This is a genomic window from Streptomyces fildesensis (genome assembly GCF_016107395.1).
Taxonomy (GTDB): Bacteria; Actinomycetota; Actinomycetes; order Streptomycetales; family Streptomycetaceae; genus Actinacidiphila; species Actinacidiphila fildesensis.
The window spans coordinates 47,343-74,101 of sequence record NZ_JAAIKO010000026.1; the positions used below are offsets into that span (position 1 = coordinate 47,343).

A 26,759-nucleotide genomic window follows, 5' to 3' on the forward strand; every position below is an offset into this window, starting at 1 on the left:
ACGGACCTGGGATGAGGGGGGTGTCGTGGACCTCAGCTCGGCAGCGACCAGCGCTGGTTGACGTTGCCGGTGCACGTCCAGATGATCAGGGCGGTGCCGTTGGCGGAGCTGCCGCCGCCGGCATCGAGGCACAGGCCGGACTTGGTGTTCCGCAGCGTGCCGTCGCTCCTTGGTGTCCAGGCCTGGGCGGGAGTGCCGTTGCAGGTGTAGAGCTGCACCACGGTGCCGGGGGTCACGGCGCCGCCCCTGACGTCCATGCACTTGCCGTTGGCCCGCAGGGTGCCGTCCGCCGAGACGGTCCACCTCTGGGCAGTCGTCCCATTGCAGCCGTACAGCTGGAGCGGCGTGCCGTCGGCCGTGCTGCCGCCCGTGATGTCGACGCAGGCGCCGCCGATTCCGGTGATCGGGCCCGACGGTGCGATGGGCGGAAGGGCGTCCCTGACGTGCTGGGCCAGCGCGATCGGATCGCCGGAGGGCGAGGTGCTGTAGCTGTTGGTCTGTCTGGCCCAGCTGTCGTCCATCGCGAACCAGTCGATCGCCACCGGAGCAGTGCCGCCGGTGAGTGCGGTGTCGAGCGAGGCGAAGTACGCCGCCCACCGCTTGGCGTAGAGATCGGAGATCAGGCCGCCCCACTCACGGTTGGCGTAGTCGTGCACGCCCGCCTCGCTGGCCGCCCTGTCGCCCCAGGTGGTGAGGATGGACCGGGCGTCGTACTCCAGTTGGCTCTTCTCCGCGGCGGTGGCCCCCGACGCGCGGGCGCTCGTCAGCCACGTGCCCAGCAGGAACGCCGGGTCGCTGGAGACGAGCTGGTCGAGCAGGGCCTCATCGCCCTTCCATTCGGTGACGAGACCGCGGAACTGGGTCAGGTTCTTCGCCGTGTAGGCGGCGTTGATCTGCGGCAGCAGTACCCGGCTGCGGTTGGCCAGTGCCTGGCGGGCGACGTCGACCAGGTCGTACCGGTAGGCGGTCGAGGCCTGTTTGTCCGGGGCGACCTGTAGCAGTTCCGCCAGTGCGTTCTGCACGGTGGCCGCGTCGTAGCGCATGCCGTCCGGGCTCCACTCCGCAGCATGACTCGCGGTGCGCCCCGGGCGCGCGGTGAACAGGCTGTCCTGCGGCTCGCTCCAGGTACCCGACGCGGTGCTGTACGGGCCGCGGCGCAGCAGCTCCCAGGCCGCAGCTGCGTGAGCGTCGGCGCCTCCGTAGCGGCGTGCCGAGTAGTCGGCGAACCAGGCGGTCCGGTCGATGGGGCCCGGTTGCCAGGCCAGTTCGGTGAACAGGTCGAAGGAGGCGGGGTTGCCGCCGGTCCCCTCCGGCAGATAGGCGATGCCCTGCAGAGCACTGTTCTTCTTGCTGAGCCACTGCTGGAATCGGCTCACCCAGGTACTGGTGTTGGCGCCGATGCTGGTGTGGCCGCCGAAGTTGTCGATGGCGCCGAAGGCGTACGGGGTGCCGCCCCACGCGGTTTCGCGGTCGAGGTTGTCGTAGCGGTCGGAGAGACCGTCGACGATCAGCATGCGTGCCTTGTCAACACCCTTGAGCACAGCGGCAGATGGGTTGTTCTGCCAGCCGAGGATGACCCAGGTCGCGCCCGGGTGGGCGGTGTCCAGGGCGTGTTGGACCGCGGTGGCGGCGTCGGTCACGTTGACGCTTCCGGGCAGCCCGCCCTCGTGCAGCAGGTCCATCTTGTACAGGGTGCTGTCACCGAACCGGGTGCGCTGCGCGGCGTAGTAGGCGGCGGCGACCCGGGTGAAGACGGCGTTGGTGGGGTCGAGCCAGTCGGGCCGCTGGAAGCCGACCCAGTCGCCCTGCGCCACCACCTTGGCGCCGGGATTCCTGTCGGTGAAGCCCGGTGGCACGGTGCCGTAGTAGCCGGGCAGCACCGGAGTCATGCCCAGCGCGCGGAGCTGGTCCGTGATCTGCCGGCCCTCGGCCGCGCGGGCGTTGATCAGCTGCTCCGAGACGGGTCCGCCGAAACCGGACATGTTCTGCAGCAGCCACCAGCCCTGGTGCGCGGGGCCCGGGATCCACGATCGCAGCTCGGCGCCGCTGTAGCCGAAGCTCTGCAGCGCCTTGTAATAGGGGTACTCGGCGCCCATCTGGACGAAGACCTCGTTGACGCCGTGCAGAGCCAGCACGTCGATCTCGTGCTGGTACGAGGCGAAGTCGCGGTAGGCGCCGGAGTAGCCGTCGTCGGTGTCGTTGAGGGCGTACCGGTGGGGGACCGTCGCCGAGCGGGTGACCGGGTCCGGCACGGCAGGCAAGGCGGCCGGGAGCTTGCCGAGGCTGTCACCGGGCCAGCCGATGTCCACACCCGCGACGTGCTCCAGGTACCAGCCGACGCCGGTGAGCAGCGTGGCCGGCGAGGTGCCCGCGACCGTGATGGCGCCGACCGAACCGGAGAGCGTGAAGGCGTCGCCGGAGGCCGGCTTCGGCACCGGCACGAGGGAGAACTGCGCTGCTGCCCGGGCCGGCAGCAACCGGGACAGGGCTGCGCTCGCCGGTGCGGGGTCGAACGCGGCTGAGACGGAAGGGGGGTTGGGATTCGCGTGTGCGGTGGGATCTCCGTACATCGACGCCGTCAGCAGGACGATCGACGAGAGCGTTGCGCGGGCGCTGGATTTCCATCTCATGCGAGGCCGCCTAGTCCGGTCGGGTTCCGCGAGGTGTTAGTAACGAACCGTTCGATACTATGGAAGCCCTGAAGTCGTCCGTCAAGGGGTCGCGGGCCCGATCCCGGCTGCGACACTGTGTCCGGGAGGGTGATCTGATGCCGTCAGAGCTGGCAGCGACCGGACCGCACGTGCTGCGGCGGATCAACGGACAGGCGGTCCTGACGGCGCTTCGGCAGGCCGCGGGCGGTACGGCCCGGGTCTCCGAACTGGCCGCGGCGACCGGCCTTTCGCGCCCCGCCGTCACCAGGGCGCTGGCCGATCTGGGCAACGACGGGCTGGTGGGCCCGCTGGACGACGGCACCGGCACGGGAACCGGCAGCGGCGAGGAGGGCCGGCCCGGCAGACCTGCCCGGCGGGTCCGGTTCCGTTCCGAGATGGGGCATGTCGCGGGCGTCGACATCGGTCCGCACAAGGTGCTGGTCCTCATCGCTGACCTCTCCGGCGAGATCCTCACGACCCACCGCGCCACCGTCCCGCCCGGCGCGGACGCACCCCAACTCGTCGCCCTGGTCCGCGAAGGGCTGACGGAGGCGGCGCGGCGGGCGGGCCTGGAACCGACCGACCTGTGGGCGGTCTGCGCGGGAACGCCCGGCATCGTCGACCGCGAACGCGGGGTGGTGCTGAAGGCACCGAGCATCCCGGGCTGGGCCGGGCCGGCGATTGTGCCGGAGCTGCGCGAGTGGCTCGGCTGCCCGGTCCTGCTCGACAACGACGCGACCCTCGCCGTCCTGGCCGAGCTGCGTTACGGTCCGGCCCGGGAGACCCGCAGCATGGTCCTCGTCCACTGGGGCGAGCGGATCGGCACCGGCATCATCATCGACGGCGTACCGCTCCGCGGGGCCTCGGGGGCCGCGGGCGAACTCGGCTTCCTCGACCTGTTCGCCCGACTGGACTCGCCGACGGAACCGGTGACGCTAGTGGAGCCGTCCGACGGATCGCAGCTGCCCGCCGACGGCATGGGACCGTTCGAACGACTCGTCGGCGCGGCCGAGATCCGCCGCCTCGCGGCAGCGGCGTACACCGACGCCCGGCGCGCGGCACCACCCGGACTGACGGACGGCCGCAGCGGCCTGGCCCCGCTCTTCACCGCGGCCTCCGACGGCGACCCGGTCGCCCTGGCCGTCGTCGACCGGGTAGCCGCCCGCTTCGCCCGCGGCCTGGCCGTCCTGCTCCTTCTCCTCGACCCCGGCCACCTGGTGATCGGCGGTGGAATCTCCGAGGCCGGCGACATCCTCCTCGACCCGATCCGCCGCCACCTCAAGGGCCACACCCTGGTTCCCACCGTGATCGACGCCTCCCAACTGGGCGGCCAGGGCGTGGCCCTGGGAGCCGTCCGGCTGGCCCTGGAAGCCGCCGAATCCCGCCTGGGCCTCACGCTGCAGAGCGGACAGGGCTGAGCGGCCGCAGGGATGCAGCGGTCGAAGGCGGCGGGTCGCCGCGTGTAGGTGGTCGCTGTCTTTCGTCGTCCAGGCCGAGCGGCAACTCCCCGAGCCTGACGACGCCATGAAGCGCCGCGACGGCCTTGCTCGCTCCGTGACGGGATACTTCCCGACCACCCCCCCCGTTCGGCAGGCCGCACCTCCTGACCTAAAGTGCCATCAGCTCCCGGCGGGAGCGAGCGGAGGCCCGCTGGACGATGCCGGCCCCGGAACACCTTCGACCTGGGACGCAGCCTGTGCATGACGAGGACGAGCCGGTCTTCAAACGAAGCAACTGGGGAACCAGTCGTTACTACTACAACCCCCGAAACCCCCTCGGCCTGGCCCTTATCGTCGTCAGCGTGGTCTTCGCCGCGACGATGTTGATCCTCATGGCCAATCGGGCAGGACCGTTCAAACCACCGCCTGCCCACGCACCGTGGAGCCCGCCACCGTACGACTACTCCTGGCCGCCACCTTCAGCCGGCCCCACGCCCTGGCCGTCCCTGCCGCCGGTCACCGACACGCCCGGTGGCCACTGAGTCCACCCGCTGGGCGGGCAGGGCTTTGACTCCGACGACGGCCGGCGCTTCTCCGGTACGGGAACCTGTCGGCCCGGTGCGGGAGGTGGTGCACCGTCAGGTCCTACTCTTCCGGCTCCCAGGCGCGGAGCAGGTCGATCAGACCCGCGTCTCCCAGGTCTGTGCGTCACCCGGGGACGCATATGAACCCACGATCAGATGGGCCGGGGGCCGGCATCGTTGTGCCTGTTCCTGTGCCTGTGCCGGTGGCCCGGGCTAGGCTCAGGCATGCGATCTCGAACAGGCGGTATGTGGTGGGGCACCACGATCGAAGCGGCGGACCCCAGTCGCTTGGCGAGGTTCTACGCCGAACTTCTCGGCTGGCATATCGGGCACGAGGAGCCGGGAACGGCCATCGTCGCCGCCTCTCCGCAAGGGCCGTTCTTCGTGTTCCAGCAGGCGGAGGGCTATCGGGCTCCGGTGTGGCCACCGGTCGACGGCGCCCAGCGCCCGATGATGCACTTCGACTTCCAGGTCGGAGACCTGGACTCAGCGGTCGCCGAGGCGGTCGCCCTGGGCGCCACCGTGGCGGAGTTCCAACCGCAGGAGAGCGTCCGGGTGCTCTTCGACCCGGCCGGTCACCCCTTCTGCCTGTGCCGCGATGGTGATTAGGCCAGGCAACGTTGGCCCTTCTGGCGGCTTCGCGTAGGCGTTCGGCGGCGGATCATGCTGCAACACCAACGGTCTAGTCCCCGGCTGTCAGCAGTGCCTCTGCCACGCTCGTCCGCGCGTAGAGCACCAGGCGTCCCGTCCGGTGGGCCGTGACCAGGCCGGCTGCTCGCATGGCCGTCAGATGCTGTGATGCGCCACCGGCGGTCAGGCCGGTCCGGGCGGCGAGGTCGGTCGTGGTGGCGGGGGTCGTGAGATGGGCGAGGAGCAGGGTCCGGGAGCGGCCGAGGACGGCGGACAGGGCGGTCGGGGTCGGGACGGTGCGGGGGTTCCAGAGGGTGCCGACGCCGCGGGGCGGGTAGCGCAGGGTCGGCTGCCAGGGGTCGTAGCCGATCGTGGAGAAGATGCGCGGCCAGATGAAGGCCGAGGGGCACAGCAGCAGGCCGCGGCCGTCCAGGGTGCGCTCGCCGCTGACGAAACGGTGCGCCAGGTTCAAGGTGCCGGAGTCCCAGCCGAGTTGGGGGTCGAGGTCGTCGAAGAGACGCCGGGCGCCGCCCTCGGCCAGGAGTTGGGCGCGGTGCAGGATGTCGCCCTCGAGGAGGGTACGGATGCGCGGCCAGTGCGGGGCGATCGCCACGTCCCAGTAGGCGGCGATGGTGTCCGCGAGCCGGCCCAGGCCGCGCTCCGGGTCTGCGCGCAGGGCTTCCACTCCCGGCTGGGCCGCGTCGGAGGAGGTCCGCAGGAGGTCGAACGGGGTCGCGCGCAGCGTCGCCAGTTCCACGTCGAGGGAGGGCTGCGGGGTGGTCGGCGGCGGGACCAGAAAGCCGGGGATGCCGTACGTGGGGACCTGGACCAGGGCGGAGAGCGGAGCCAGGTCCAGCTTCGCGGCCGCGAGGCGGGGGCGGACCTGGTCGGTCCAGCGGCGGTGCAGGCCCTGTTCATCGGCGCCCTTGAGGACCCGCACACTGGCCACGACCTCCCACAGGGGAGAGACCGCGAAGCGGGTGCGGGCCACGTCCTCGGCCGTGAACTCGATCTGCAGCATTTTGTTCACGCTAAATCATTGGGGCGCGCAGCGAACCGTGGGGCACTTTGTGCGCCATGTTCAGATCACCGGCCCGGCCACCGAGCACCGCGAGCTCCCTGTGGCAGATACCCGACTTCCGCGCCCTGTTCACCGCGACCGCGATCAGCCAGTTGGGCACCAACATCGCGTACGTCGCCGTCCCGCTGCTCGCCGTCACCGCACTGGACGCGAGCGCCGGACAGGTGGGCCTGCTCGCAGCCCTCGGCACGGCCGCTTTCCTGTTCATCGGGCTGCCCGCTGGGGCCTGGGTGGACCGGATGCGGCAGCGGCGGGTGCTGATCGTCGCGGATCTGGTGCGATCGGTGCTCTTCGTTTCCGTTCCGGTGGCCTGGTGGCTGGATCGGCTCACTCTCGGACAGCTCTACGCCGTGGTGCTGCTCAACGGCTGCGCGACCGTGTTCTTCGATGTCGGCTCGCAGACCATGCTGCCGCAACTGGTGAGCCGGGACGGACTGGTGCGGGCCAATGCCGCGATGGTCGGCCTTCAGGCCGCGGGCAATGTCGCGGGCCGCGGCGCGGGCGGCGGTCTCGTTCAGCTGCTCACCGCGCCGTTCGCGGTGGCGTGCAGCGCCGCCGGGTATCTGGCCTCGGCGATCAGACTCATGGGCGTACGCACATCACAGCAGACCCCGGCCCGACAAGATCGCACCACATCCCTGCGTGCGGAGATGGCCCGGGGCCTGCGGCACGTACTGGGCAACCCGGAGCTGCGGGCCCTCGCCTTCACCGCAGCCGTGCTCAATCTCGGTGCGGTGATCGTGAACACCCTGCTTCCGATCCTGTTCGTGCGGGAACTCCACCTGCCCGAGGGAGTACTGGGCCTGTACTGGGCGATCGGCGGTGTCGGTATCTTCCTCGGCGCCCGCACCGCCCGCGCCATCGCCGCGCGCCTCGGCTACGGCCGCACCCTCGGACTCGTCGGCCTGTGTCTGGCCCCCGCAGCCCTCCTCGTGCCGCTGATCGACCGCGGCGGGTGGCTGTATGTGGCGGGCGCCGGCTGGCTTCTGGTCACCTTCAAGATGGGCGTCGACAACGTGCTCGGTGTGAGTCTGCGCCAGCAACTGACCCCGGACGCCCTCCTCGGCCGCATGAACGCCACTTTCCGCTTCCTGCTCACCGGCGCCATCGCAGTCGGCTCCGCGGTGGCCGGGATGCTCGGCGAGTTCGCCGGACTGCGCACCACGCTGTGGGTGGGCGGCGGGCTGATGGCCGTCGCGTTCCTGCCGGTCCTCCTGTCCCCGGTCCGCACCCGCACCGAACTGCCTCAGCCCCCTCAGCCCGACCGCCGGAGTGAGCCCCAGCTCGTCCAGGAGGGGAAGCCCGCCTGAGGCATTCACTCAAGCCAGACCATTCGGCTTCGCTCCAGCGCCGGCGGGGACACCGCACCCGTCATCGCCTTACGCAGTGGACGCGTTGTGCAGATCGACCATCGGGCGCACGGGCGGCGGCAGCCGGTCCCCGGCCGACGATCCCTTCACGGAGAGCTGCTCGACGACCTCGGTGGGGGTCGGCCGCCGGGTGGGGTCGTGGTCGAGGCAGCGGGTGACGAGTTCGGACAGGTGGGACGGCAGCATGGCGAGGGCGGACTCGAGGGATTCGCCGACGATGATGTTGCTGGATTTGAGGTCGCGGTGCACGATCCCGCAAGCATGGATGCCTTCGAGGCCGTCGGCGACACCGATGGCCAGGGTCTGGACGGTCTTGGCGGGGAGCGCGCCGTGCCGGCGCAGCACGTCATGCAGCGAGGGGCCCGGGATGTACTCGGTGACCAGCCAGGGCGGCTCGCCGTTGGGATCAGCGGCGACCACCGACGCCGTATGGAATCCGCCGACCCGGCGCGCGGCCTCGATCTCCCGGCCGAACCGCTTGCGGAACGTGCGATCGGCGGCCAGCTCCGTCCGGACGACACCGCACCCACGTAAGACTTTCGTCATCAGCGTGAGGGCGCACCAGGACCCCTTGTTCCGCTTAGCTGGATGGCACAAAGGGGCGCAGGGGATCCGGCCTCTTCGAAGAACGAGAGAGGGAATCAGCATCATGCGTGCGGTCACTGCACTGCTCACTTTTCTGAAGAAGCCGCTGGGCATCGCCCTGTCCAGCATCGCGGTGCTGCTGCTGGCCGTGGGCCTGTACTGGTTCCAGCCGTGGAAGCTGTGGGTGGACGAGACGGTCAACGACGCGGTGCCGACCGCCGCCCCCGCCAAGGCCGATGGCGGGCGGGCGATGCCGTCCGTCCTTGCGACCGGCGAGCTGATCAGCCACGAGCACGCGACGAAGGGTTCTGTACGCATCATCCAACTCGCGGACGGAAAGCGGACGTTGCGTTTGGAGGGTCTCGACACCAGCAATGGCCCCGACCTGCGGGTCCTGGTCACCGACGCTCCGGTGAAGAAGGGCACGGCGGGCTGGCGGGTCTTCGACGACGGGAAGCATGTCAGTCTCGGCAAGCTCAAAGGCAACAAGGGCGACCAGAACTACGACCTGCCCGCCGACATCGACCTGGCCACCTACACCAGCGTCAGCATCTGGTGCGACCGATTCGACGTCTCCTTCGGTGCGGCGGAGCTGAAGCGCGCGGCGTGAGTCACCCGTCGGCGGGGCGCTCCACGGCCCGCCCGCCGTCTCCGGACGGCCGGCGGGTGGTGGCTCGGGGCTGCCCGTCAGCCGACCGCGGCCGTCCTTGGCTGTTCCCGGTGCGCCCGGGCCGTGGCCATCAGTTGAACGAGCGAAACCGGCGCGGGCGGCGGCGCTCAGCTTCGTTCACGAGCACCCCGCCGGCTGCCCCGGCCTCCTGGTACGCGCGGGCGGGGAACGCATCGGGCAGCACCGGTAGTCGGGATGCCTCAGGCGCCGCCCGCGAGAGTGGGCTCGGCGGTCAGCGGCGCCGCAGTGCCGGGTCGAGGAGCGCGGGCGGGGTGTCGTTCTTCTCGTGTGCGGCCAGGTCGGTGCCGGGGGCGACGACGGCATCGATGGCGTCGAGTACGTCGGCGGCGAGCACGGTGTCGGCGGCGGCGAGCTGCGAGCGCAGGTGGTCCAGGGTGCGGGGGCCGATCAGTGCGGTGGTCACGGCCGGATGCGCGGTCACGAATCCGAGTGCGAGCTGGATCAAGGTCAGGCCGGCCTCGTCGGCGACCTTGGCCAGCTGCTCGACGGCATCGAGCTTGGCCCGGTTGGCGGGTATGGCGGTGTCGAAGCGTTGCGGCATGAACGTGGAGCGGCTGGTGGTGATGTCCTTGCCCTCGCGGATCGCGCCGGACAGCCAGCCCGAGGCCAACGGACTCCACGCCAGCACCCCGAGCCCGTACTGCTCGGTCACGGGCAGCACGTGGGTCTCGATGCCGCGCTGCAGTATCGAGTAGCTGGGCTGTTCGGTGACGTAACGGCGCAGGTGGTACTCGCGAGCGGCCCACTGGGCCTGCACGATGCGGTACGCGGGAAACGTCGAGGAGCCGAAGTAACGGATCTTTCCCGCGCGCTGCAGGTCGGTCAACGCCGACAGCGTTTTCTCGTCATCGGTGCTCGGGTCCCACCGGTGGATCTGGTAGAGATCGACGTGGTCGACACCGAGACGGCGCAGACTGTTGTCCAGCTCGGTGACCAGCCAGCGGCGCGAACTGCCCTGACGGTTGCGCTCGTCACCCATCGGCAGGCTCGCCTTCGTGGCCAGCACGATGTCGTCGCGACGGCCGGCAATGGCCTTGCCGACCAGCTCTTCCGACTCGCCGCCGCTGTACGCGTCGGCGGTGTCGATGACGTTGATCCCGCCCTCAAGGGCGGCGTCGACGATGGCGGTGACCTCGTCCTGGGTGGTGCGCCCGATCCTGCCGAAGTTCATCGCGCCGAGTGCGAGGGAGCTGACCTGCACACCGGTGCGGCCCAAAGTGCGGTACTGCATGACCGTGTTCCTCCATTGCGGGTGAAGCGTGGTGGCAATACAGGGCTTGGCCGTCGGGCCGCTGCGGCCCCTGTGGCCTCCGCGGCCCCTGCTCCGACATCGTGAGCAAACGGAACCGCGTTCCGATTAACGATACGGAACGACGTTCCGCTTTGGCAAGCCGGCGGCCGGCCGAGGATGTGGCGCGGGGTACGGCGGCGACCGTGATGGGCGGCCGCTGGGCGCCCCACCGCAGTCGGGTCGCGTTCCTGCCGCGCACCCACGGACATGTGTCCGAGTGGCTCAACCCCGAGTGGCCGCGACGTGTGTCCGTGAGGCCGGCGTCAGCGGTGGGTCCTAGCCTCGTCCTCTAAGGACCAACGTCATCACCCGGAGGGCAGCACCATGGCCTCGATGCCGCAGAAGATCACCACCTTCCTCATGTTCGAAGGCAGGGCAGAGGAGGCGCTGACCCTCTACACGTCGCTGTTCGAGGACTCAGGCGTCGTCGACATCACCCGCTACGGGGCTGACGGCCCCGGTGAGGCGGGCACGGTTCAGCACGCCACGTTCTCGCTCGCCGGACAGCGGTTCATGTGCATCGACAGTTACGTCAAGCACGAATTCGGGTTCACCCCGGCGGTGTCGCTGTTCGTCAACTGCGACACCGAGGCCGAGCTCGACCGCCTCTACGCTGCCCTCGCCGACCAGGGCACGGAGCTCATGCCGCTGGGCTCGTACGGCTTCAGTACCAAGTTCGGCTGGGTGAACGACCGCTTCGGCGTCTCCTGGCAGCTGAATCTGCCCGAGGGGCAGTGACCTGGCGCGTGCTGTCCTCGTCAGGGGCGGGGCGGGTTGTCCTCGCCGTACAGCGCGGCGAACTCATCGCGCGCCTCCGGCGGCGATGAGTTCGCCGTGCTGCAGCGGGACGGCCATCGACCTCTATGGCGTACTCACGCGCCCTCGTCGTCCGGGGAGTGGGGGATGTCGAGTCCGGCCACATCATGACCGAGCTGCTGCAACCCGCGGGTGACGAGGTCTGCCTCGTGCCAGAGCCGGGCGTACTCCTTCCGCAGGTCCTCGAGACCGGTCACGTACAGACCGCTGGGCTTGTCGCCGACCTGGTCCCAGGCCGCCTGGGCGGTCGCCTCGGCGATGTGTTCGTCGGTGGTCCCGGTGACCTGCCATCGGCTCAGCTGGTCCGCAGCGCCCGACGTGCCGACCGCCACCTGCCGATCCAGGTACCCGCTGACCGCCGTTCGGGCGGCGGCGAGCGCGTCCGGCGGTCCGTTCGCGGCGTTCTGCGACGGATGCGTCATGCCTCCAGAATATCGGTGATTGTCCAGTAGTGCCTGGGCGGCGGCGCCACCGCGGGCCGCTGAAGCAGGCCATCGAACGCGGTGTCCGCAAGGCCTGGCGGCCAGGACCGCGGGTGGTGGCGATCAGCGTGGGGACACCTGGTCATCGGCTGCACGCCGATCGCTGCGCGCGAGCACCGAAGCCCGGCGCCCGGCCAGCTCGTTCCCGGCGGCCGAGTGCCTGTTTCCGATGCCGTCATGCCAGGACAGTCATGGTGATCAAGAGTTCGTTGCGCGCGCCTGTCGGCCGTGGTTGGCTCGCCGGATGGAGCTTCTGTTGACGTCGAGCGGGCTGCGCAACGAGACACTGCAGGATGCGCTGCGGGACACACTGGGAAAGCCGTTCGGGTCGGCGAACGTCGCATACATTCCCACGGCGTCCCTCGCCGAGCCCGGGGACCACGGGTCGCTCGTTGCGGACATGAGCAGGCTGCACGGTCTCGGCTGGCGGGAGTTCGACGTCCTGGAGCTGAACGGCCTGCCCCGGCGGATGGTGCTCGACCGGCTGCTCCACGCCGACGTCATCTATGTCGAGGGCGGCAATCACTACCACCTCGCGCGCAGCATCACCAACAACGACCTGGCCGGCGGCTTCCTGGAGGTGCTGGAGAGTCGGGTGTATGTGGGAGTGAGTGCCGGATCGATGATCTTCAGCCGGAATCTCACCGAGCACTCCGCCGACGTGATCGGGGACGCTGCTGACCTCCATGTGCTCGGCGCGACGACCGTGGACCCGCCGTTCGGTCTCTTCGACTGGTACCTGAAGCCGCACCTGAACTCGCCGGATTTCCCGGAACGGGACGAGGCCTGGGCTGATCGCATCGCCGCGCGGGCGGACTTCCCGATCTACCTCATCGACGACGAGACGGCTGTTCGCGTCAGTGACGACAAGGTGGACGTCATCTCCGAAGGCCGGTGGCGGTTTCATCCGTGACCCAACGCTTGGTGCGGAGCCTGGGGCACGGGGTGGTACGGCGCTCAGCGCCTGATCCTGAATCCGGCATGCAAGGACCGCTCGCGGGCCTCACCACGTGGTCTGGATCAAGGAGAACTGAATCTGACGCGGCAACCGCCGGGCGGTGTTCGTGGGGCCGTGCATGGTCCGTCCGGGCACTGACCCGGCACTTCACCGAGCAGCTGGGCATCAGCCCCGGACGCTGGCTGCTGGACCGGCGGATCGCCGCCACCCGGGCCCTGCTGGAGGAGACCGACCTGCCGGTGGAGACCATCGCGCGCCGGGTCGGCCTTTCCTCGGCCGTCAACCTGCGCCGGCGCTTCCACGAGGCCCTGCGCACCACGCCTGCCGCCTACCGGCGCGCCTTCCGCGTGGACAATGCCGGGTAGGGGGCTTGTTCGGGGCGGCGGACCGTTCTGGCTCGCCGCCGGGCACGACTCGGGTTCGCCCGCAAGCCAGGCAGGCCGGTCCCCAACTACCGTTGCCCCTCATGACAGCCACCGAGATGGACATCAACGGGGAATTGATCCGGGATCTGCTGCGTGAGCAGCATCCGGACCTGGCGGATCGCCCCTTGAAGCTCGGAGCGCGAGGCTGGGACAACCAAGTGTGGCGCCTCGGCGACGACCTCGCCGTCCGATTGCCCTGGGCGACACAGTCCGCGGACGCGCTGCTGCGCAAGGAGCACGCTTGGCTGCCCATCCTCGCCCCGCACCTTCCCCTGCAGATTCCCGTCCCGCAGCGCCTCGGTGAGCCGTCCGAACGGTTTCCGCGGCCCTGGCTCGTCACGACCTGGGTGCCGGGCGAGCCTGCCGACCGCGCCCCCGCCCCGCGCGCCACGGAAGCGGCCGTCACCCTGGCCGCCTTCTTGACAGCCCTGCACCGACCGGCCCCCGACGGGGCGCCCGCGGGCCGAAACCGCGGGGGATGTCCTGATCGTCTTCGCCTTCGCCCAGCGGCACTTCGTGGAAGGGCTCGCGCAGACAGGACTGAAGGGATGAGAGGCGGGTGCGCGTCGCGCCGGCCCGTTACTCCAGGCGGCGTCTGATCGTGCGCATGAGGTCGACGGCTTGGTCCTCGGTGACGGTCTCTCCGGGAGTGGTGGATACGAAGCTGGTCAGGCGCAGGCAGTGGTCCTTGTACGGGCCGCCGACTCTCACGACCCCGTCGCTCGTGCCCTTGTAGGCATTGACATCCAGTTCGTCGGCTATGCGCGTGCCCGGTTCACCGCACTGGGCTCTGCTCTTGTTGACCTTGAGCCACACCACCCAGGTGCTGAGGGCTTGAGGCTGCCGCCAGTGGCATTCATAGCCGTAACTGCCCTCGATGACATCCGATTTTACCTTGGCGCCGATCGCCTGCTCGACCTCTGCGGTGGTCAGCAGGTCGCACGGGCTCGTCCAGGCCACCGACGCCGAGTCGGAGTCCCCGCCCCCGCAACCGGCCAGCACCACCATCATGGAAGCGGCCAGGACCGCCATCGCTCTTCGCATACTGGATTTTGGCATCGTCGCTGTTCCCATGCGGTGCTTTCGACAAGCCCCGTCCGGGACGGTGGTGCGTCGTGCTGGTCAGTGGCGGTGGGCTGTGATGATCCAGGCACGGGAGTCGAAGTACACGCCGTTGCCGGTGTCGTGGGCGGCGAGGGTGGCGCGTAGCCGCGTGCGTGCCTGCTCAGCGGTCGCGGCGTCGAGGTCGGCCAGCAGGTCCTGGAATTTCAGCAGGCGCAGCACATTGTCGAAGGCGGTGACGGTGTCCGGGCCGTAGTAGACAGGCTCGTGCACGTCGGTGAAGGTGACGTCCGTGAAGCCGGCCGCCGTCAGGATGTCTTCCGTGCTGCCCGGGTCGGCGAGGGAGAACGCGTCCCGACCGGGGGCGGGCGGGATGGGTGCGGCGGTTGCGGCAGTGAGACTTTGGCGGATCGCTGACGCCCATTCATTGCGGTCGCGGTCCTGCCAGACCAGCAGCACGAGGCGCGCTGCGGGACGCAGAGCGCGCCCGATATTGGTGAACGCGGCGACCGGGTCGGCGAAGAACATCGTTCCGAACCTGCTGATACAGAGGTCGAAATGCGTCAGTGGGAAGGGGTGAACCTGGGCGTCCGCCAGTTGGTAGCTGACGTTGGGCAGTGCCTGCTCGTCACTGAGCTGACGGGCCCGTTCGAGCATGGGTGCGGAGACATCGACGCCCAGCGCGCTTCCGGCGACGGCGGCGCGGGCCGCCTCGCGCGTGGTCTGGCCCGTGCCACAGCCGATGTCGAGCACTCGGTCGTGGGAGCCGACCCGGGCAGCGGCGCGGAAGCGCTCGTTGTACAGCCGCAACTCCGCGTCGTAGTCGAAGAGTTCGGTAGCTCCGGTCGCGTGCTCACCCGCGGCCGGCTCGGAGCTCGGCGGTGTCTGGGTTCCCTGCTGGTCGGACATCACGGTCACCGTATCCTCTCGATACCGATTTCGACATGTTGTCGGTCGTGCGGATGTCGATGTCTCAAGGCTCTACCGGGCCGTCGCGCAGTACGCCTCGCACCTGGTCCAGCGACACCGTTTCCGGTGGGAACTCCGTCAGCCACCAGGTGGCTCCCGCTGTGGCGTAGGGCGTCGGATCGGCGCCGGGTGGGAGGGCGACGGCGATGTCGTACGGGGTCGTCCGTCCCCGGCGGAGCTCGGTGACGGTGGCGACGATGTCGGCGAGCTGGTCCGGGTGTTCGAGATTGACCGGGAAGAAGCCGTCGTGCCCGGCTGCGCGGCGCAGCGGTTTGACGTTGCCGGGAAGCCCCGCCACCCACACCGGCACGCCGGGCCGCTGCACCGGCCGGGGGAGGAAGGAGATGCCGTCGACGGTGTAGTGCCGGCTGTGGTGGTGCACCGGCTTGCCGGACCATGCGGCGGTGAGGATCTCCAGGGACTCGTCGACCATCTGCCCCCGCCGGCGGTCGTCGAGTTCCTCGCCGGTCGCGCGGAGCTCGTCGGCGAAGCGGTCGCTGCCGAGACCGACGCCGAGGGTGAGGCGGCCGCCGCTGAGCCGGTCCAGCGTCGCGGTCTCCCTGGCGACCTTGGGGGGCCTGCGGCGGGCTAGAGGGGTGACCATGGGGCCGAGCCGAAGGTCCTGGGTGGCGGTGGCGATCGCGGCCAGCGTGATCCAGGGGTCGGCCACCTGCCGGATCGGCGCCCGCCAGCGCAGGTGGTCCCATACGAACACGCCGTGCCAGCCGGCCTCCTCCGCCTCGGCGGCGAGATGTGCGACCACCATCGGTTCGGCGAGATCGTCGAAGATCGGCAGCCAGAGGGCCGAACGCAACCGGGTCATGTCCGGCCGCCTGTGGTGTGCCGGATCAGAGCGGGTACGAACACGTCCCACAGCGGCATCGGGAGGTCGTGCCCCGCGCCTTCCAGGACCAGCAGCTGAGCGCCGGGAACCGTGTCGCGCAGCGCCTGCCCGTGGGGGAGTGGGAGGAACGGGTCATGGTCGCCGTGCACCACCAGAGTGGGCGCCTTGATGTCGGCGAAGCCGTGGGACGGCCCGTCGAAGGTCATCGCGTAGTGGTTGGTCAGGGTGGACGCGATGTTGCGTGTGCGGGTCACGTCCCGCTCGACCAGCGCACGCGTGGCGGTTTCGTCGAAATAGGGCGAGCCGCCCGAGTACGCCTTTGCCGAGGCGAAGACGAAGTCCACCACCGCGGCGTGATCGGCGGGGTCCGGGTCGGCGGGGGTGTTGTCGGTGAGCTCGGCCGACGGCGGTGGGAGGTGGTCGTCGCCCGTGGACGTGGAGACGAACGTCAGTGACGCGACCCGGTCGCAGTGGCCCACTCCGAGAATGAGCCCGATTCCGCCGGACATGGACCGGCACACGATGTGGGCGCGCTCGATGTTCAGGGCGTCCAGGATGCCGAGTGCGTCCCCGGCCAGGTCGGTGAACGTGTAGCCCGGGTGCCCGGGCGGGTAGCTGGTGGATCTGCCGGTGTCCCGGTTGTCGTAGCGGATCACGAACCGGTCGCCGTGTGCGAGCTGTTCGCACAGTTCGGCTTCCCACCAGAGCATGGAGGCGGCCGCACCATCGATGAGGAGGACCGCCGGGTTCGCGGGGTTTCCGAAGGTCTCGACGCACAGCTCGATATCGCTGATTTCGACGAGCTTCTCGCCGTGGGAAAGGTTGTGGGTCATGAACCCCACGCTAGGCCAGGCCATCCATCGCGAAAAGCGATAGAATCCGATCGAAGCAATCACGATCAGCGATGTCTATGAGCTCCGAGGGGCCCCGTGCCTGACGTCGAACTGCGGCATCTCACCACGCTGGCCGCCGTCGCTGACGAGGGCTCGTTCGGGCGGGCCGCCGCGCGGCTGGGGTACACCCAGTCGACGGTGAGTCAGCAGATCGCGGCGTTGGAGAAAGCCGTCGGCGGTGCCGTGTTCGACCGGCCCGGCGGGCCGAAACCGGTGCGGATCACCCCGCTCGGCGCCGTGGTGCTGGCACACGGACGCGAGTTGCTGGCGAAGGCCCAGTCGATGGCAGCGGCCGTGGACCGGTTCAAGGCCGGCGACGGCCGGGTCGACATCGGCACCTTCCAGAGCGTGTCCAACGTGATCCTGCCGCTGGTCGTCCGCCGGCTCCGGGACGAGCACCCCGGCTGCGACATCAGGCTGTTCGAGGAGGAGACCGACCGGCCACACGTCGGTGAACTCGACCTGATGTTCTTCGACGGCCGTGTCGACGGCGACGTCGAACACCTCAAATTGCTCGACGATCCCTACTTGCTGGTGGCACGCCGCGGCACTTTCCCCGACGGACCGGTGGATCCGGCCGGACTCGACGCCGCACCGATGGTGGCGCACCCACCGATCTGCGACCAGGCCCGGCTGGAGCAGGCGCTCGCACACCGCGGCGTACGGCCGCGGATCGTGTTCCGCACCGCCGGCAACGAAACCGTGCTGTCGATGGTGCGCGCCGGCATGGGTGTGGCGGTACTGCCGCAGCTCGCCGTCGGCGGTGCCGACGTCGGCTCCGATGAGTCGCTGTCCATCCACGAACTCCGGCCGGCGCTCCCGCCACGCGAGATCTTCCTGCTGTGGCAGGCGGATCGGACCCACTCCCCACTCGCGGCACGGGCGATCGAGATCGCCGTAGACGTCGTAGGCATGATCGCCGAGCGCGCGTGAGCAGGGAGGGGAGCCGGTCATGACTCGGTGTGTGACAGGGCCGCGGGTGGCGCAGTCGCCCCGCGATGCTTGATGTTGACGGGTGAGGCCTTGGCCAGTGCAACCGGGTTCAAGAAGCGCAGCGGACCGATCAGGCGGGATGCGAACAGATGCATGTGCCGGGGCGCCGATTCATCGCGCGCTGCCGCCGAGAACATCAGCCGCTCCATGGGATAGAACGGACGGGCCTTGGCGAAGTCGGCGGCCAGAAACTGGTGGCCGCGCAGCCGGCGCCGGTGCCTGCGCGCGTACATCGCGAGTGACCTGTCGAGGTGGTCCTGGCCGGCTGCGGCTGGGGCGACCGCCTCTGCCAGCCATAGCGCGGACTGCAGGGCCCACCCGCATCCCCACAGGGGATCGCCGGTCAGGACGGCGTCGCCGATGAACGCGACGCCCGGTGCGGTCGGCTTGCGGCTGTGCAGCGGGTAGTTGCCCGTCAGGTGCGTGGGCAGTTGTCAAGAGAGTCGTGGATCGGGTGATGTCGCCGCGGAGCGCACTCGCGCTCATTGCGCAACAAGAGGTTGCGGATGGCCGGTGCCGCCACTAGAGTCATGTGCAACCAATGGTTGCCTATCGGAGGGTCCGTGATGGAGTTCGGAAAGTTGGAGCGCGAGATCCGGATCGACGCGGCACCGGAGATCGTGTTCGATGTGGTGAGTCGTCCCGAGCACATCAAGATGTGGTGGTCCGATGACGCGTCGTTCGAGCCTGCGCCAGGAGCGGTCGGCGAACTGGTGTGGGGCGACCGTGCCGGGGTCGAAGCGATCACGGTGGTCGACGTGGATCCGCCCCGCAGGTTCGCGTTCCGCTGGGTCGCTCCTGAGGGTCAGTTGCCCGATGCGGACAACTCTCTCCTGGTCACCTTCGAGCTCGAGCCCTCCGGAGACGGCACGGTCGTGCGCCTGACCGAGAGCGGCTGGCGGGAGAAGGGCTGGGAAGCCGCCGTGCTCGAGGAGTCCTTCCACGACCACGAGCGCGGCTGGGACCTGTTCCTGCCCAGGCTGCAGAGCTACGCCCCTTCCGCGGTGACGCAGTGACCGTCGCCGTCGACGACGAACTCTGGTCGGCGATCGGCGACCCGAGCAGGCGCCGCCTGCTCGACCTGCTGCTCGCGGAAGGAGTCGGTACGCCGACCAGCCTGAGCGAGCGTCTCCCGATCTCGCGCCAAGCGGTCACCAAGCACCTGGGCGTCCTCGATCGCGCAGGCCTCGTGCACGCGACACCGATGGGCCGCGAGCGGCGCTACGAGGTCGACGAGGCGCAGCTGGCCCGTGCCGTCCGGCAGCTGAATGAGGTCGGCAAGACGTGGGATGCGCGACTGAACCGCATCAAGCGCATCGCGGAAGAGATCCAGCGTCAGAGACGCGACTGACCGACAGGCCGCCGGAAGAGATCACACCGCGCTGCCTGCGTCATCATCCGGAAGAACCAGTCACCTGTGGAGGACACCATGAGTGGATTGCTGCTCGGCGACAAGAACGCCGTGATCTATGGAGGCGGGGGCGCCATCGGCGGCGCCGTCGCGCGGGTGTTCGCCCGGGAAGGCGCGAGGGTCTTCATCGCCGGGCGGACGCAGGCGAAGCTCGACGCCGTGGCGCGTGATATCGCCGCCACAGGTGGAAGGGTCGAGACCGCGCAGGTCGACGTTCTCGATCAACAGGCGGTCGAGAAGCACGCCGATGCGGTCGCGGCGACGGCCGGCACCATCGACATCGCCCTGAACGCCGTGAGTGTCATGCACGACCAGGGGACCTTGCTGGCGGACCTCTCGCTGGAAGAGTTCATGCGGCCGATCGATGGCTTTCTGCGGACGTTGTTCATCACCAGCAAGGCTGTGGCACGGCACATGGGCCGCGAGCGTCCTGGCGTCATCCTGACCCTGTCCGAGCCGGGTTCGAAACTGGCGGTGCGCGGCATCCTGGGGCACAGCGTGAGCGCGGCCGGCAAGGAGGCCTTCTCGCGGGTTCTGGCCGCGGAGCTGGCACCCGACAACATCCGGGTGATCTGCATCCGTCCACACGCTGTCGTCGATGCGCCGGCAGCCGGTTCCTACACCAAGGACCTCTTCAAGCAGACCGCGGCAGCGGCCGGGCAGTCGGTCCAGGAAATGCTCGAAGGCGGGGGGATGGTGCAGGGGACGCTTCTCAAGAGGCTGCCCACGCTCTCCCAAATCGCGGAGACAGCCGCGTTCCTGGCTTCGGATCGGGCTGGAGCCATGACCGGAACCATCGCCAATCTGTCCGCCGGCGCGCTGGTCGACTGAGGCCGCCATGTCCGGTGGCGATCGCTTGCGGTCCTCGGTCGGGCGACGTGCTCCTATGGTCAAATCCCACCCCTGTTGAGTAAGGTGCACTACGAACTAGCACCTATTACCCATCAGGGGGCGGGCGGCGATGCCGGACACCAGGATCAGTGAGCTCGTGCGGATGTGGATCAGCGGCTGGGTCGTCTCCCGCGGCAGCTCGGACCCGATCGACGAGCCGTGGGGGTGGACGATCGACGTCGGGCAGCCCCAGCACGTCGCCCGGCACGTGCTGCCGGAGCCCTCCGAAGCCGATGTGCGCAAGATCGTCGCCGCGACGAGCGCGCCCGGGACGTGGCTGAAGCTGTTCGCCGAGGAGCAGGCGGTCCTGCCCTGGGCCGGGCCGGGCTGGCGGTGCGACAGTCCCGGGTTTCTGATGACCTGCCACCTGGGACCGGAGCACCCTGAGGTGCCGGCCGGGTACACGCTCACCAGTTGGACCCGGGGTGGTGTCGGCCGAGTGCTGGTCCGCATGCCTGCCGGGCACTTCGCCGCCCGTGGACAGATCGCTCAGGCAGGCGCCCATGTCGTGGTCGACCAGGTCGAGACCGCCGCCGAGCACCGGCGCCAGGGGCTCGGCGGCCTGGTGATGCGCACGCTGCAGAGCACCGCGTACGAAGCCGGTGCAAGGACCGGCGTCCTGGTCGGTACGCCCGAGGGCCGGGCGCTCTACTCCTCGCTGGGCTGGACCATGCACTCCCCGATGACGAGCCTCTGCTACGAGCCGTCGGCTGCCGCTCGGTGAGATCGCTCTCCGGCCAGGCCTCGCCTTCGGAGAAGGCCCATGCCCGATGTGCCTGGAGCGGCTCTCCCTGAGGCGGTCCACGGTCTCAGGGCCGCTCCTCGGCGTTGCCGGCGGTGTCGGCACTGCCGAGGAGCGGTCTCCAGGGCAGGGCGTCGCGCCAGCGGCCGTCGTCGCGGGCCCAGCTCTTGACCACGTCGGCCACCACGTCATGGCCGTACATGTCGAACGGGGCGGCGACGTCGGCCTGGAAGTGGGCCTGGGGCCCGCCCTCGCGGTACTCGATCAGGCAGCTCAGGTCGTCGTTGAGGTGGACCTGGATGAAGTGTTCTCCCGGCAGTGGCGGATCGACGCGTTCGACGATGACGAATCGATGAAGCAGGTTCATCTCGCTGAGCAGGTCGTACAGCTGGTCCTCGTGGGGGTCGTCCCACGTGTCCCCGCTCCAGGTCCGCGCCCGCACCCGCGTCACGATCCGCTGCCCGCACCCGTCACGTTCTGCTCGGAGTACTTCAGCAATTCATCGATGGTGATCTCGCGCTTCCCAGAGGCCCCGGAAAGGGTCAGCGCTGTGTCCCACTCGGCCCGGGAGACCTCGCCGGCCGCGTTCTCCCATTCGACGTGACTGCCGGGCGCGTCTTCCAGCAGCGGCAGTTCGCGCAGCAGCCGGGACAGGGGTGCCAGAACGCGGTCGGGGCCCTTGCTGCCGCCCTGGGTGCGGGTGTTGGTGTAGCTCAGCTTCAGGAAGGGCACCTGCTCGCGCTCCAGCTTGGTGGGCTGCAGCATCTTCCTGAACCTTTCCCACGCCTCGTCCTCGGTCTCGGTCCCGGAGAATTCGTTCCGGTATCCGGGAAAGACCGCAAGCGTCGCCTGGTGGAGCTCGGGAAGCGCCTGGGAATGGTAGTCGTGCACGGCGGGACCCACCGCGACAATGGTGTCGAACTCCCAGCCGGGATACGAGAACCCCCCGACGGCGACCAGCGGCCGGTCCCCGGCGGCGAACTCCGCGCTGTGCTCACGGGCGAACTCCAGAACGGCGCGGGCCAGCCCCGCGTCGTACCGGCCCATGACGTTCATCTGCAACGACCGGCTCTTGTCCGGGGTGAGGACAGCGTCGAAGTTGAACACCGCGCGCGACCAGTGCCAGGCGTCCGGCAGCCCCTCGACCGGTGTGGCGCCCGGGAGCGCGGACACCGTGGATGTGAGGTCCATCGTCTGTCTCCTTCTCGTTGTCCCGCCCCGTTAGGTGCAGGAGTAGTTCGGCCCCGTGTCCTGGCGGTAATTGTCCATTTGAGAGCCGCCGCGCGAGTTCTCGCTGCGGGTCATGGGCTCCAGGTTATCGACGTCGTTGTAGAAATCGGCGCGCGCGGCGCGGTCGGTGTTGAAGCCGGTCTCGTTGTAGTGGTCGACACACGGGTGCAGGTGTTCGTAGGTCAGGATCTTCGGGTCGCCGGGAATGGACTCACCGCGGGAGTTGAACCAGTCGAGTTCGCTGCGCGGGATCCGCTGGCCCTTGTTGGGCCCGTCCAGGTAGACCGGCGTGCCGCCCTGCGCGATGCCCTGCTCGGTCCATTTCGCGGTCATCGCGTCATGGGTGCTCTGGCGGTAGCTGCTCGGGAACTCGCTGTCGCGGTTGTGTCCGACCGACGGCGGGGAGTTCGGGTCGCGCATCCACAGCCCTCCAGGGCCGTTGATCGAGGCGAGTCCGAGCGGGTCGCAGAAGGTGAACGGGTTGGTGACGTAGGCGTAGTCGTTGGGGTCCGGGGACAGGCCGAGCGGGTCCGGGGAGAGGTAGCGGGCCGTATCCGGGTCGTAGTGCCGGAAGTAGTTGTAGTGCCAGCCGGTCTCCGGGTCGGCGTACTGCCCGGGGAAGCGCAGCGGGCAGTCCACCTCGGCGCCCTCGGAGGAGCCGGGGAGGGGCGTGCCCCAGGTGGTGGTGCGCAGCTGCCAGGCCAGCCGGCCGTCGGGTGAGACGAGTTCGGCCGGGGCACCGGACAGGTCGGTGACGATGGCGTGGAAGCGGACGTCGGTCACGGAAGGGTCGGAACGGCCGGGTTCCCGGTCGAGCTGGGTCAGCGGCCGGTGGGTGCCGGAGGCGTAGTCCCAGGTGGTCGCGGCGCCCGTGCTGGTGATCTGCTCGGCCAGCCGGGTGCCGTCCCAGCTGAAGCGGGTCTCCTGCGCGACCGTGCCGTCCTCGGCGAGGCGCTGCTTGGCCGTGCGGCGGCCCGCCGGGTCGTAGTGATAGGCCCACCGGGTGCCGTCGGAGGTGACGGTGCCGGTCAGCCGGTCGTCGCTGTTCCAGGTGAAGGTGCTGGTACGGGTCTGTCCGTTCAGCAGCCGTGTGTGGCGGCGGATCAGCCGGCCCTGGGCGTCGTACTCGTAGGTGGTACGGCCCGACCGGCGCAGACGGTTGCCGGTGAACTCGCGGGTGGGATCCGGTGCGCCGGTCTCCGGATCGGTACCGGCGTGGGCGGGGGTGTCGGCGTGTGTGAGGTTTCCGGCGCTGTCGTAGGCGTAGGTCTCGGTCCACCCGTGGGCGTGCACCGCGGTGACGCGGCCCTCCGCGTCGAGGTCGAAGCGCCGGCTGCCGCTCGTCAGTTCCTGAATCCCGCCGAGGAAGCCGTCGGCGCGGTAGGCGTACTCACGCTGCTGCAGGATGGAGCCGGCGGCGCTCCCGCCGTGCGACACGGTCTGGGCGCTCAGCCGGCCACTGACGTCCCAGCTCTGGGTGAGCGAGAGATCGGGTCCCAGGGCGCGGGAGGTCTCCCGGTTCACCTCGTCGAAGTCGAAGTCGATCCGGTTGCCGTCGGTGTCCAGGGTCACGGGCCGGCCTGCGGCGTCGTACGTCCAGGTGGAGAGGGTGCCGGCCGGGGTGCGCCGCTGCGTGCGCCGTCCGAGGACGTCGTAGGCGTAGGTCGTCGTGCGGCCGTTGATGGTCTCCGAGAGCGTCTGTCCGAAGACGTCGTACTCGTGGTCCACGGTGGTGGTGGCATTGGCGGCGCGGAGCACGCCCCCGGCCGGGTCGTACGTGAAGGTGCTGGTCCCGTGGACCGAGTGCTCCTTCACCGGTCGTCCCAGGACGTCCCTGACGAAGGTGGTCGTCTCGCCCGCGCCGTTGGTCCGGGCGGTCAGCTGCCCGGTCGGGTCGGGCGTGTAGCGCAGGGTCCGGCCGGCGAAGTCCGTCTCCTGGACCAGCCGGCCCGCCGCGTCGTACTCGTAGTCCCAGGTCAGGCCGCGGGGATCGGTGACGGTGGCGAGCCGCGCCTCGGTGTCGTAGCCGAAGGTGTACCGCGTGCCGTCCGCGGTGGTGCGGGTGGCCGGGTGGTGGAAGTGGGTGAAGGTGTAGCGGGCCGTGTTCCCGATCCGGTCGGTGTGCGCGACCAGATTGCCCTCACCGTCCCACTCCCAGGTCTCCAGGGCGCCGTCCGGGGTCTCGCGCCAGGCGGGTTTGCTCTCGGTGGTCCAGCCGTAGCGTTCGACGCGCCCGAGGGCGTCGGAGACGGTGTGGACGCGGCCGAACGCGTCGCGTCGGGCGGTGGTGGTGTGGCCGAGCGGGTCGGTGAGCACGAGGGGCAGCCCGGCCGGGTCGGCGGTCACCCGCCGGGTGTGGCCCTGGGCATCGGTGGTCGAGGACGGGCAGCCCCGCTCGTCGTACGTGTAGCGCGTCGTGGCGCCGCCCGGGTCGACGACCGACAGCCGGTTGCCCCGCTCGTCGTATGTGTACCGCCAGGTCGCGCCGTCCACTTCGACGACCTCTACGGGCTGCGCCCGGTCGTTGAAGACGGCCCGCATGGTGTGTCCGTCGGGCCGGGTGAGGGAAGCGACGTTGCCGGCTTCGTCGTAGCCGTAGCTGACGGTGCGACCGAGGGCGTCGGTCACGGAGTCCAGGCGGTTGTCGGCGTTCCACTCGCGGATGGTGGTGTTGCCCTCGGCGTCCGTCCGGGCGGTGAGCTGACGCAGTTCGTTGTACCGGTAGGTGGTGGTGTGGCCCAGGGAGTCCGTGTACCGGTTGACGCGGTTCTCGGTGTCGTAGTCGATGACGCAGTCGAGGAAGCCGTCCGAGCCCGTACCGCGGACACAGCGGTCCGCGCTGTCGTACTCCCACCGGTACCAGCTGCCGTTGCGGTCGACGCGCTCGATGATCCGGCCGTCCGCGTCGTACGCGAGAAGTGCCGCGTGGCCCACCGCGTCGACGACGCGGGAGAGGTCACCGTTGACGTCGTAGGCGTAGCGGCGCAGGACGGTGCCCTCGGGGCCGTCATCGGTGTCGAGCAGACGCAGGGCGGTGATACGGCGCTCATGCGTCTCGACCGCGATCCGGTAGCCGCCGCTGTGCCGGACCTCGACGGGCGTGCCGTCCTCCAGCCGCTCGATGTCGATGCGGTGGCCGTTGCGGTCGGATATGCCACGCAGCGGCAGCGCCACCAGCCCGTTGAAGGCCCCGGGAGGCGGCTCGGCCAGGGTGAAGTGGCGGGTGTGGCCGGTCGCCGGATCGGTGATGCGTATCTCTCCGCCGGGGGTGCCGTCCCAGTGCAGCGGCCAGCGCGGGCCGTGGTGCGGCAGGACCGCCATGTCGGGGCGGGGCACGGAGTAGGCCAGCAGCATCCCGTCCTCGGCGGCGAGGACGAGCCCCTCGGCGTCGGCCTCCAGCCGCTGGTCGAGGGTGGAGGTCCATGACGGGCCGAACCAGACTCCGGAGCGGTACGACGAGATGTGGGTGCGCTCGATGACGAGCTGGAGCAGGCCGGGCAGCTCCACGTCCGTCTCGGAGAGGAGCATTTCACCGGAGACCATGTCGATCGGGTCGCCGCCCTTGCAGCGGCCCTCCATCGGCTTGCCCGCGCCGATTTCATCCTTGGCGCCCTTGCGCAGGGAGTTGTAGGCGTCCCGCAGGCCCTGGCCGCCCTTGCGGAGGCTGTTGGCGACGTTCTCCAGGGCCTTGCCGCTCTTGAGGAGCGCGGGCAGGTTCTTGGCCATCTTGGCGAGGCCGCCGAGGGTGGTCAGGCCCTTGAAGCCGGGGATGCAGTCCATCGCAGCGAAGAGCACGTCCCAGAGGCCGGCTTTGCCCTGCGCGTATTTGATGAGGGTGTCGGCGAGCACCACGAGGGCTGCGGCCAGCACGATCCAGGCGAGCGGCCCGCCGATGATCATCACGATGATGCCGAGGACGGCGACGATCACCTTGCAGACGGCGACGATCTCGTCCCAGTGGTCGGCGACCCAGTCGACCGCCTTCTCCCACCAGTGCTTGTTCTTGATGCCGGCGTCCGAGGCCTCGTGCAGGGCGTGTTCAGCGGTGCTTGCGGCGGTGTCCCGCAGATGGGCTGCCTGCGCGGCGAGTTCTTTCGCCGCGTCCAGGCGCTGCTGGGCGTCGTGGACGGCGGTGTTCGCGGACTTCTGGGCGTTGGAGGCGTCCAGAGCGTTACGGGTGGCGGTGCGGACCTCTTCTGCGGACGGCGGTTCCACGCCCGGCTTGGGGTCGGCCTGGTACTCCTTGGACTTGTCGCCGGCCCGCTTCACCCAGTCATTGGCGTTGGTCTGGGTGGCTTTGGCGGCATCGAGGTCCTGGCGGGCAGCACGACCTTGCGAGAGGGCCCGGTCGGCGTCGGCCTGTGCGGTCTCCAGCTTCGGCCAGTACGTCTCCAACGCCCCGGACGCCAGCCGGTAGGACTTCTCCAGTTTGTCCAGTTCGCCGGGCAGGTCGCCGAACTGCTCGCGATACGCGTCGGCTGCCAGGCCGGCCCAGTCCTGCACCGCGTTGTTACCGCTCAGCCCGCGGACGGACCGTAGGGCCGAGGACACGTCGTCGGCGAAGTCGCCCAGTTTGCGGGCGAGTTCCTTCACCTCGTACGGGTCCCCGGGGACCGGATCCCGGTCCAGGTCCAGCACATGCCAATCCGTCGGACGATTCGCCACTTTGTGCCCCCGTGCATCCATCACCGCCGAACGTTCGACGTTTTGCTTGAGCTTGA

The 26,759-nt window shown here is 69.6% G+C and carries 25 protein-coding genes and 1 pseudogene; 13 read left to right on the forward strand and 13 right to left on the reverse strand.

From position 1 onward, the window contains the following. Positions 1–32: 32 nt before the first annotated feature. Positions 33–2,630, reverse strand: coding sequence for an alpha-N-acetylglucosaminidase (locus tag C6N31_RS27600; protein ID WP_232485743.1), 2,598 nt, complete (start codon positions 2,628–2,630; stop codon positions 33–35). A gap of 137 nt (positions 2,631–2,767) precedes the next feature. Between C6N31_RS27600 and C6N31_RS27605 the strand changes: the two genes are divergently transcribed. Both C6N31_RS27605 and C6N31_RS27610 read left to right on the forward strand, forming a co-directional pair. Then, positions 2,768–4,069, forward strand: a complete 1,302-nt coding sequence (locus tag C6N31_RS27605; RefSeq protein WP_187144699.1) for an ROK family transcriptional regulator — start codon at positions 2,768–2,770, stop codon at positions 4,067–4,069. Positions 4,070–4,899: 830 nt separating this feature from the next. Continuing rightward, on the forward strand, positions 4,900–5,283 hold the full coding sequence (locus C6N31_RS27610; RefSeq protein WP_232485744.1) for a VOC family protein: 384 nt from the start codon (positions 4,900–4,902) through the stop codon (positions 5,281–5,283). Positions 5,284–5,356: 73 nt separating this feature from the next. On the opposite strand, the gene C6N31_RS27615 is transcribed toward C6N31_RS27610, so the two are convergent. Next, positions 5,357–6,325, reverse strand: coding sequence for an ArsR family transcriptional regulator (locus tag C6N31_RS27615; protein WP_138351820.1), 969 nt, complete (start codon positions 6,323–6,325; stop codon positions 5,357–5,359). A 56-nt stretch (positions 6,326–6,381) separates the two neighbouring features. Here C6N31_RS27615 and C6N31_RS27620 point away from each other — a divergent pair, with 56 nt between their 5' ends. Further along, on the forward strand, positions 6,382–7,695 hold the full coding sequence (locus C6N31_RS27620) for an MFS transporter (RefSeq protein WP_138351819.1): 1,314 nt from the start codon (positions 6,382–6,384) through the stop codon (positions 7,693–7,695). A 69-nt stretch (positions 7,696–7,764) separates the two neighbouring features. On the opposite strand, the gene C6N31_RS27625 is transcribed toward C6N31_RS27620, so the two are convergent. After that, positions 7,765–8,301, reverse strand: coding sequence for a protein kinase domain-containing protein (locus tag C6N31_RS27625; RefSeq protein WP_232485745.1), 537 nt, complete (start codon positions 8,299–8,301; stop codon positions 7,765–7,767). 103 nt (positions 8,302–8,404) lie between these two features. On the opposite strand from C6N31_RS27625, the gene C6N31_RS27630 reads away from it, so the two are divergent. Further along, complete coding sequence (locus C6N31_RS27630; RefSeq protein ID WP_198358498.1) at positions 8,405–8,950, forward strand: DM13 domain-containing protein; 546 nt, start codon at positions 8,405–8,407, stop codon at positions 8,948–8,950. Between the two features lie 292 nt (positions 8,951–9,242). Here the strand turns inward: C6N31_RS27630 and C6N31_RS27635 are convergent, their stop codons facing one another. Continuing rightward, on the reverse strand, positions 9,243–10,262 hold the full coding sequence (locus tag C6N31_RS27635) for an aldo/keto reductase (protein WP_198358499.1): 1,020 nt from the start codon (positions 10,260–10,262) through the stop codon (positions 9,243–9,245). Between the two features lie 393 nt (positions 10,263–10,655). Between C6N31_RS27635 and C6N31_RS27640 the strand changes: the two genes are divergently transcribed. Further along, positions 10,656–11,060, forward strand: a complete 405-nt coding sequence (locus C6N31_RS27640; protein ID WP_232485746.1) for a VOC family protein — start codon at positions 10,656–10,658, stop codon at positions 11,058–11,060. Positions 11,061–11,194: 134 nt separating this feature from the next. Here the strand turns inward: C6N31_RS27640 and C6N31_RS27645 are convergent, their stop codons facing one another. Continuing rightward, on the reverse strand, positions 11,195–11,560 hold the full coding sequence (locus tag C6N31_RS27645) for a hypothetical protein (RefSeq protein ID WP_138351814.1): 366 nt from the start codon (positions 11,558–11,560) through the stop codon (positions 11,195–11,197). 304 nt (positions 11,561–11,864) lie between these two features. Between C6N31_RS27645 and C6N31_RS27650 the strand changes: the two genes are divergently transcribed. The 3 genes and pseudogenes from C6N31_RS27650 to C6N31_RS27660 all read left to right on the forward strand — a co-directional run. Then, positions 11,865–12,533, forward strand: a complete 669-nt coding sequence (locus C6N31_RS27650) for a Type 1 glutamine amidotransferase-like domain-containing protein (protein WP_138351813.1) — start codon at positions 11,865–11,867, stop codon at positions 12,531–12,533. 68 nt (positions 12,534–12,601) lie between these two features. Then, positions 12,602–12,943 carry a helix-turn-helix domain-containing protein gene (locus C6N31_RS27655; RefSeq protein ID WP_381588392.1) on the forward strand — a complete coding sequence of 114 codons (342 nt, stop codon included), beginning with the start codon at positions 12,602–12,604 and terminating at the stop codon, positions 12,941–12,943. A gap of 101 nt (positions 12,944–13,044) precedes the next feature. Further along, a pseudogene (locus tag C6N31_RS27660) lies at positions 13,045–13,572 on the forward strand (phosphotransferase); the annotation flags it as partial. Between the two features lie 10 nt (positions 13,573–13,582). On the opposite strand, the gene C6N31_RS27665 reads toward C6N31_RS27660, so the two are convergent. From C6N31_RS27665 to C6N31_RS27680, 4 genes are all read right to left on the reverse strand, one after another. Further along, on the reverse strand, positions 13,583–14,062 hold the full coding sequence (locus tag C6N31_RS27665; RefSeq protein WP_198358500.1) for a hypothetical protein: 480 nt from the start codon (positions 14,060–14,062) through the stop codon (positions 13,583–13,585). Positions 14,063–14,125: 63 nt separating this feature from the next. Beyond that, positions 14,126–14,974 (reverse strand): class I SAM-dependent methyltransferase, encoded by an 849-nt coding sequence (locus C6N31_RS27670; protein ID WP_138351811.1) that lies wholly within the window; start codon positions 14,972–14,974, stop codon positions 14,126–14,128. A 64-nt stretch (positions 14,975–15,038) separates the two neighbouring features. Then, the gene (locus tag C6N31_RS27675; RefSeq protein ID WP_198358501.1) at positions 15,039–15,857 is read right to left on the reverse strand and encodes an LLM class flavin-dependent oxidoreductase; all 819 of its coding nucleotides are present in this window, start codon (positions 15,855–15,857) and stop codon (positions 15,039–15,041) included. Beyond that, positions 15,854–16,711: an alpha/beta fold hydrolase gene (locus C6N31_RS27680; RefSeq protein ID WP_138351809.1), complete on the reverse strand. Its 858-nt coding sequence runs from the start codon at positions 16,709–16,711 to the stop codon at positions 15,854–15,856. The genes C6N31_RS27675 and C6N31_RS27680 overlap by 4 nt, the downstream gene beginning before the upstream one ends. Before the next feature lie 96 nt (positions 16,712–16,807). Here C6N31_RS27680 and C6N31_RS27685 point away from each other — a divergent pair, with 96 nt between their 5' ends. Beyond that, positions 16,808–17,704 carry a LysR family transcriptional regulator gene (locus tag C6N31_RS27685; protein ID WP_198358502.1) on the forward strand — a complete coding sequence of 299 codons (897 nt, stop codon included), beginning with the start codon at positions 16,808–16,810 and terminating at the stop codon, positions 17,702–17,704. Between the two features lie 17 nt (positions 17,705–17,721). On the opposite strand, the gene C6N31_RS44245 is transcribed toward C6N31_RS27685, so the two are convergent. Continuing rightward, the gene (locus tag C6N31_RS44245; protein ID WP_232485747.1) at positions 17,722–17,997 is read right to left on the reverse strand and encodes a hypothetical protein; all 276 of its coding nucleotides are present in this window, start codon (positions 17,995–17,997) and stop codon (positions 17,722–17,724) included. Between the two features lie 333 nt (positions 17,998–18,330). Between C6N31_RS44245 and C6N31_RS27695 the strand changes: the two genes are divergently transcribed. The 4 genes from C6N31_RS27695 (at position 18,331) to C6N31_RS27710 (ending at position 20,790) form a co-directional block, all read left to right on the forward strand. Beyond that, positions 18,331–18,780, forward strand: a complete 450-nt coding sequence (locus C6N31_RS27695; protein WP_138351807.1) for an SRPBCC domain-containing protein — start codon at positions 18,331–18,333, stop codon at positions 18,778–18,780. Continuing rightward, positions 18,777–19,115, forward strand: a complete 339-nt coding sequence (locus C6N31_RS27700; protein ID WP_138351806.1) for an ArsR/SmtB family transcription factor — start codon at positions 18,777–18,779, stop codon at positions 19,113–19,115. The genes C6N31_RS27695 and C6N31_RS27700 overlap by 4 nt, the downstream gene beginning before the upstream one ends. A gap of 78 nt (positions 19,116–19,193) precedes the next feature. Further along, positions 19,194–20,006, forward strand: a complete 813-nt coding sequence (locus C6N31_RS27705; protein ID WP_138351805.1) for an SDR family NAD(P)-dependent oxidoreductase — start codon at positions 19,194–19,196, stop codon at positions 20,004–20,006. 130 nt (positions 20,007–20,136) lie between these two features. Continuing rightward, on the forward strand, positions 20,137–20,790 hold the full coding sequence (locus tag C6N31_RS27710) for a GNAT family N-acetyltransferase (RefSeq protein WP_198358503.1): 654 nt from the start codon (positions 20,137–20,139) through the stop codon (positions 20,788–20,790). A gap of 85 nt (positions 20,791–20,875) precedes the next feature. Here the strand turns inward: C6N31_RS27710 and C6N31_RS27715 are convergent, their stop codons facing one another. From C6N31_RS27715 to C6N31_RS27725, 3 genes are read right to left on the reverse strand one after another with little or no spacing between them, the layout of a single operon-like run. Beyond that, complete coding sequence (locus C6N31_RS27715) at positions 20,876–21,250, reverse strand: hypothetical protein (protein ID WP_187144697.1); 375 nt, start codon at positions 21,248–21,250, stop codon at positions 20,876–20,878. A gap of 5 nt (positions 21,251–21,255) precedes the next feature. Further along, positions 21,256–21,999 (reverse strand): hypothetical protein, encoded by a 744-nt coding sequence (locus tag C6N31_RS27720; protein WP_138351802.1) that lies wholly within the window; start codon positions 21,997–21,999, stop codon positions 21,256–21,258. A 30-nt stretch (positions 22,000–22,029) separates the two neighbouring features. Continuing rightward, entirely contained in the window at positions 22,030–26,703 is a 4,674-nt protein-coding gene (locus tag C6N31_RS27725) for a DUF6531 domain-containing protein (RefSeq protein ID WP_307811556.1), read from the reverse strand. Between the last annotated feature and the right edge of the window lie 56 nt (positions 26,704–26,759).

Excerpts from the sequence above, each read along its gene's own strand:
- C6N31_RS27680 (WP_138351809.1), bottom strand. The coding sequence starts at position 16,711 with ATGACCCACAACCTTTCCCACGGCGAGAAGCTCGTCGAAATCAGCGAT.
- C6N31_RS27600 (WP_232485743.1), bottom strand. The coding sequence starts at position 2,630 with ATGAGATGGAAATCCAGCGCCCGCGCAACGCTCTCGTCGATCGTCCTG.
- C6N31_RS27615 (WP_138351820.1), bottom strand. The coding sequence starts at position 6,325 with ATGCTGCAGATCGAGTTCACGGCCGAGGACGTGGCCCGCACCCGCTTC.
- C6N31_RS27675 (WP_198358501.1), bottom strand. The coding sequence starts at position 15,857 with ATGACCCGGTTGCGTTCGGCCCTCTGGCTGCCGATCTTCGACGATCTC.
- C6N31_RS27705 (WP_138351805.1), top strand. The coding sequence starts at position 19,194 with ATGAGTGGATTGCTGCTCGGCGACAAGAACGCCGTGATCTATGGAGGC.
- C6N31_RS27650 (WP_138351813.1), top strand. The coding sequence starts at position 11,865 with ATGGAGCTTCTGTTGACGTCGAGCGGGCTGCGCAACGAGACACTGCAG.
- C6N31_RS44245 (WP_232485747.1), bottom strand. The coding sequence starts at position 17,997 with ATGTACGCGCGCAGGCACCGGCGCCGGCTGCGCGGCCACCAGTTTCTG.
- C6N31_RS27720 (WP_138351802.1), bottom strand. The coding sequence starts at position 21,999 with ATGGACCTCACATCCACGGTGTCCGCGCTCCCGGGCGCCACACCGGTC.
- C6N31_RS27710 (WP_198358503.1), top strand. The coding sequence starts at position 20,137 with ATGCCGGACACCAGGATCAGTGAGCTCGTGCGGATGTGGATCAGCGGC.
- C6N31_RS27610 (WP_232485744.1), top strand. The coding sequence starts at position 4,900 with ATGCGATCTCGAACAGGCGGTATGTGGTGGGGCACCACGATCGAAGCG.
- C6N31_RS27645 (WP_138351814.1), bottom strand. The coding sequence starts at position 11,560 with ATGACGCATCCGTCGCAGAACGCCGCGAACGGACCGCCGGACGCGCTC.
- C6N31_RS27670 (WP_138351811.1), bottom strand. The coding sequence starts at position 14,974 with ATGTCCGACCAGCAGGGAACCCAGACACCGCCGAGCTCCGAGCCGGCC.
- C6N31_RS27605 (WP_187144699.1), top strand. The coding sequence starts at position 2,768 with ATGCCGTCAGAGCTGGCAGCGACCGGACCGCACGTGCTGCGGCGGATC.
- C6N31_RS27620 (WP_138351819.1), top strand. The coding sequence starts at position 6,382 with ATGTTCAGATCACCGGCCCGGCCACCGAGCACCGCGAGCTCCCTGTGG.
- C6N31_RS27665 (WP_198358500.1), bottom strand. The coding sequence starts at position 14,062 with ATGCCAAAATCCAGTATGCGAAGAGCGATGGCGGTCCTGGCCGCTTCC.
- C6N31_RS27655 (WP_381588392.1), top strand. The coding sequence starts at position 12,602 with ATGCAAGGACCGCTCGCGGGCCTCACCACGTGGTCTGGATCAAGGAGA.
- C6N31_RS27695 (WP_138351807.1), top strand. The coding sequence starts at position 18,331 with ATGGAGTTCGGAAAGTTGGAGCGCGAGATCCGGATCGACGCGGCACCG.
- C6N31_RS27630 (WP_198358498.1), top strand. The coding sequence starts at position 8,405 with ATGCGTGCGGTCACTGCACTGCTCACTTTTCTGAAGAAGCCGCTGGGC.
- C6N31_RS27640 (WP_232485746.1), top strand. The coding sequence starts at position 10,656 with ATGCCGCAGAAGATCACCACCTTCCTCATGTTCGAAGGCAGGGCAGAG.
- C6N31_RS27635 (WP_198358499.1), bottom strand. The coding sequence starts at position 10,262 with ATGCAGTACCGCACTTTGGGCCGCACCGGTGTGCAGGTCAGCTCCCTC.
- C6N31_RS27625 (WP_232485745.1), bottom strand. The coding sequence starts at position 8,301 with ATGACGAAAGTCTTACGTGGGTGCGGTGTCGTCCGGACGGAGCTGGCC.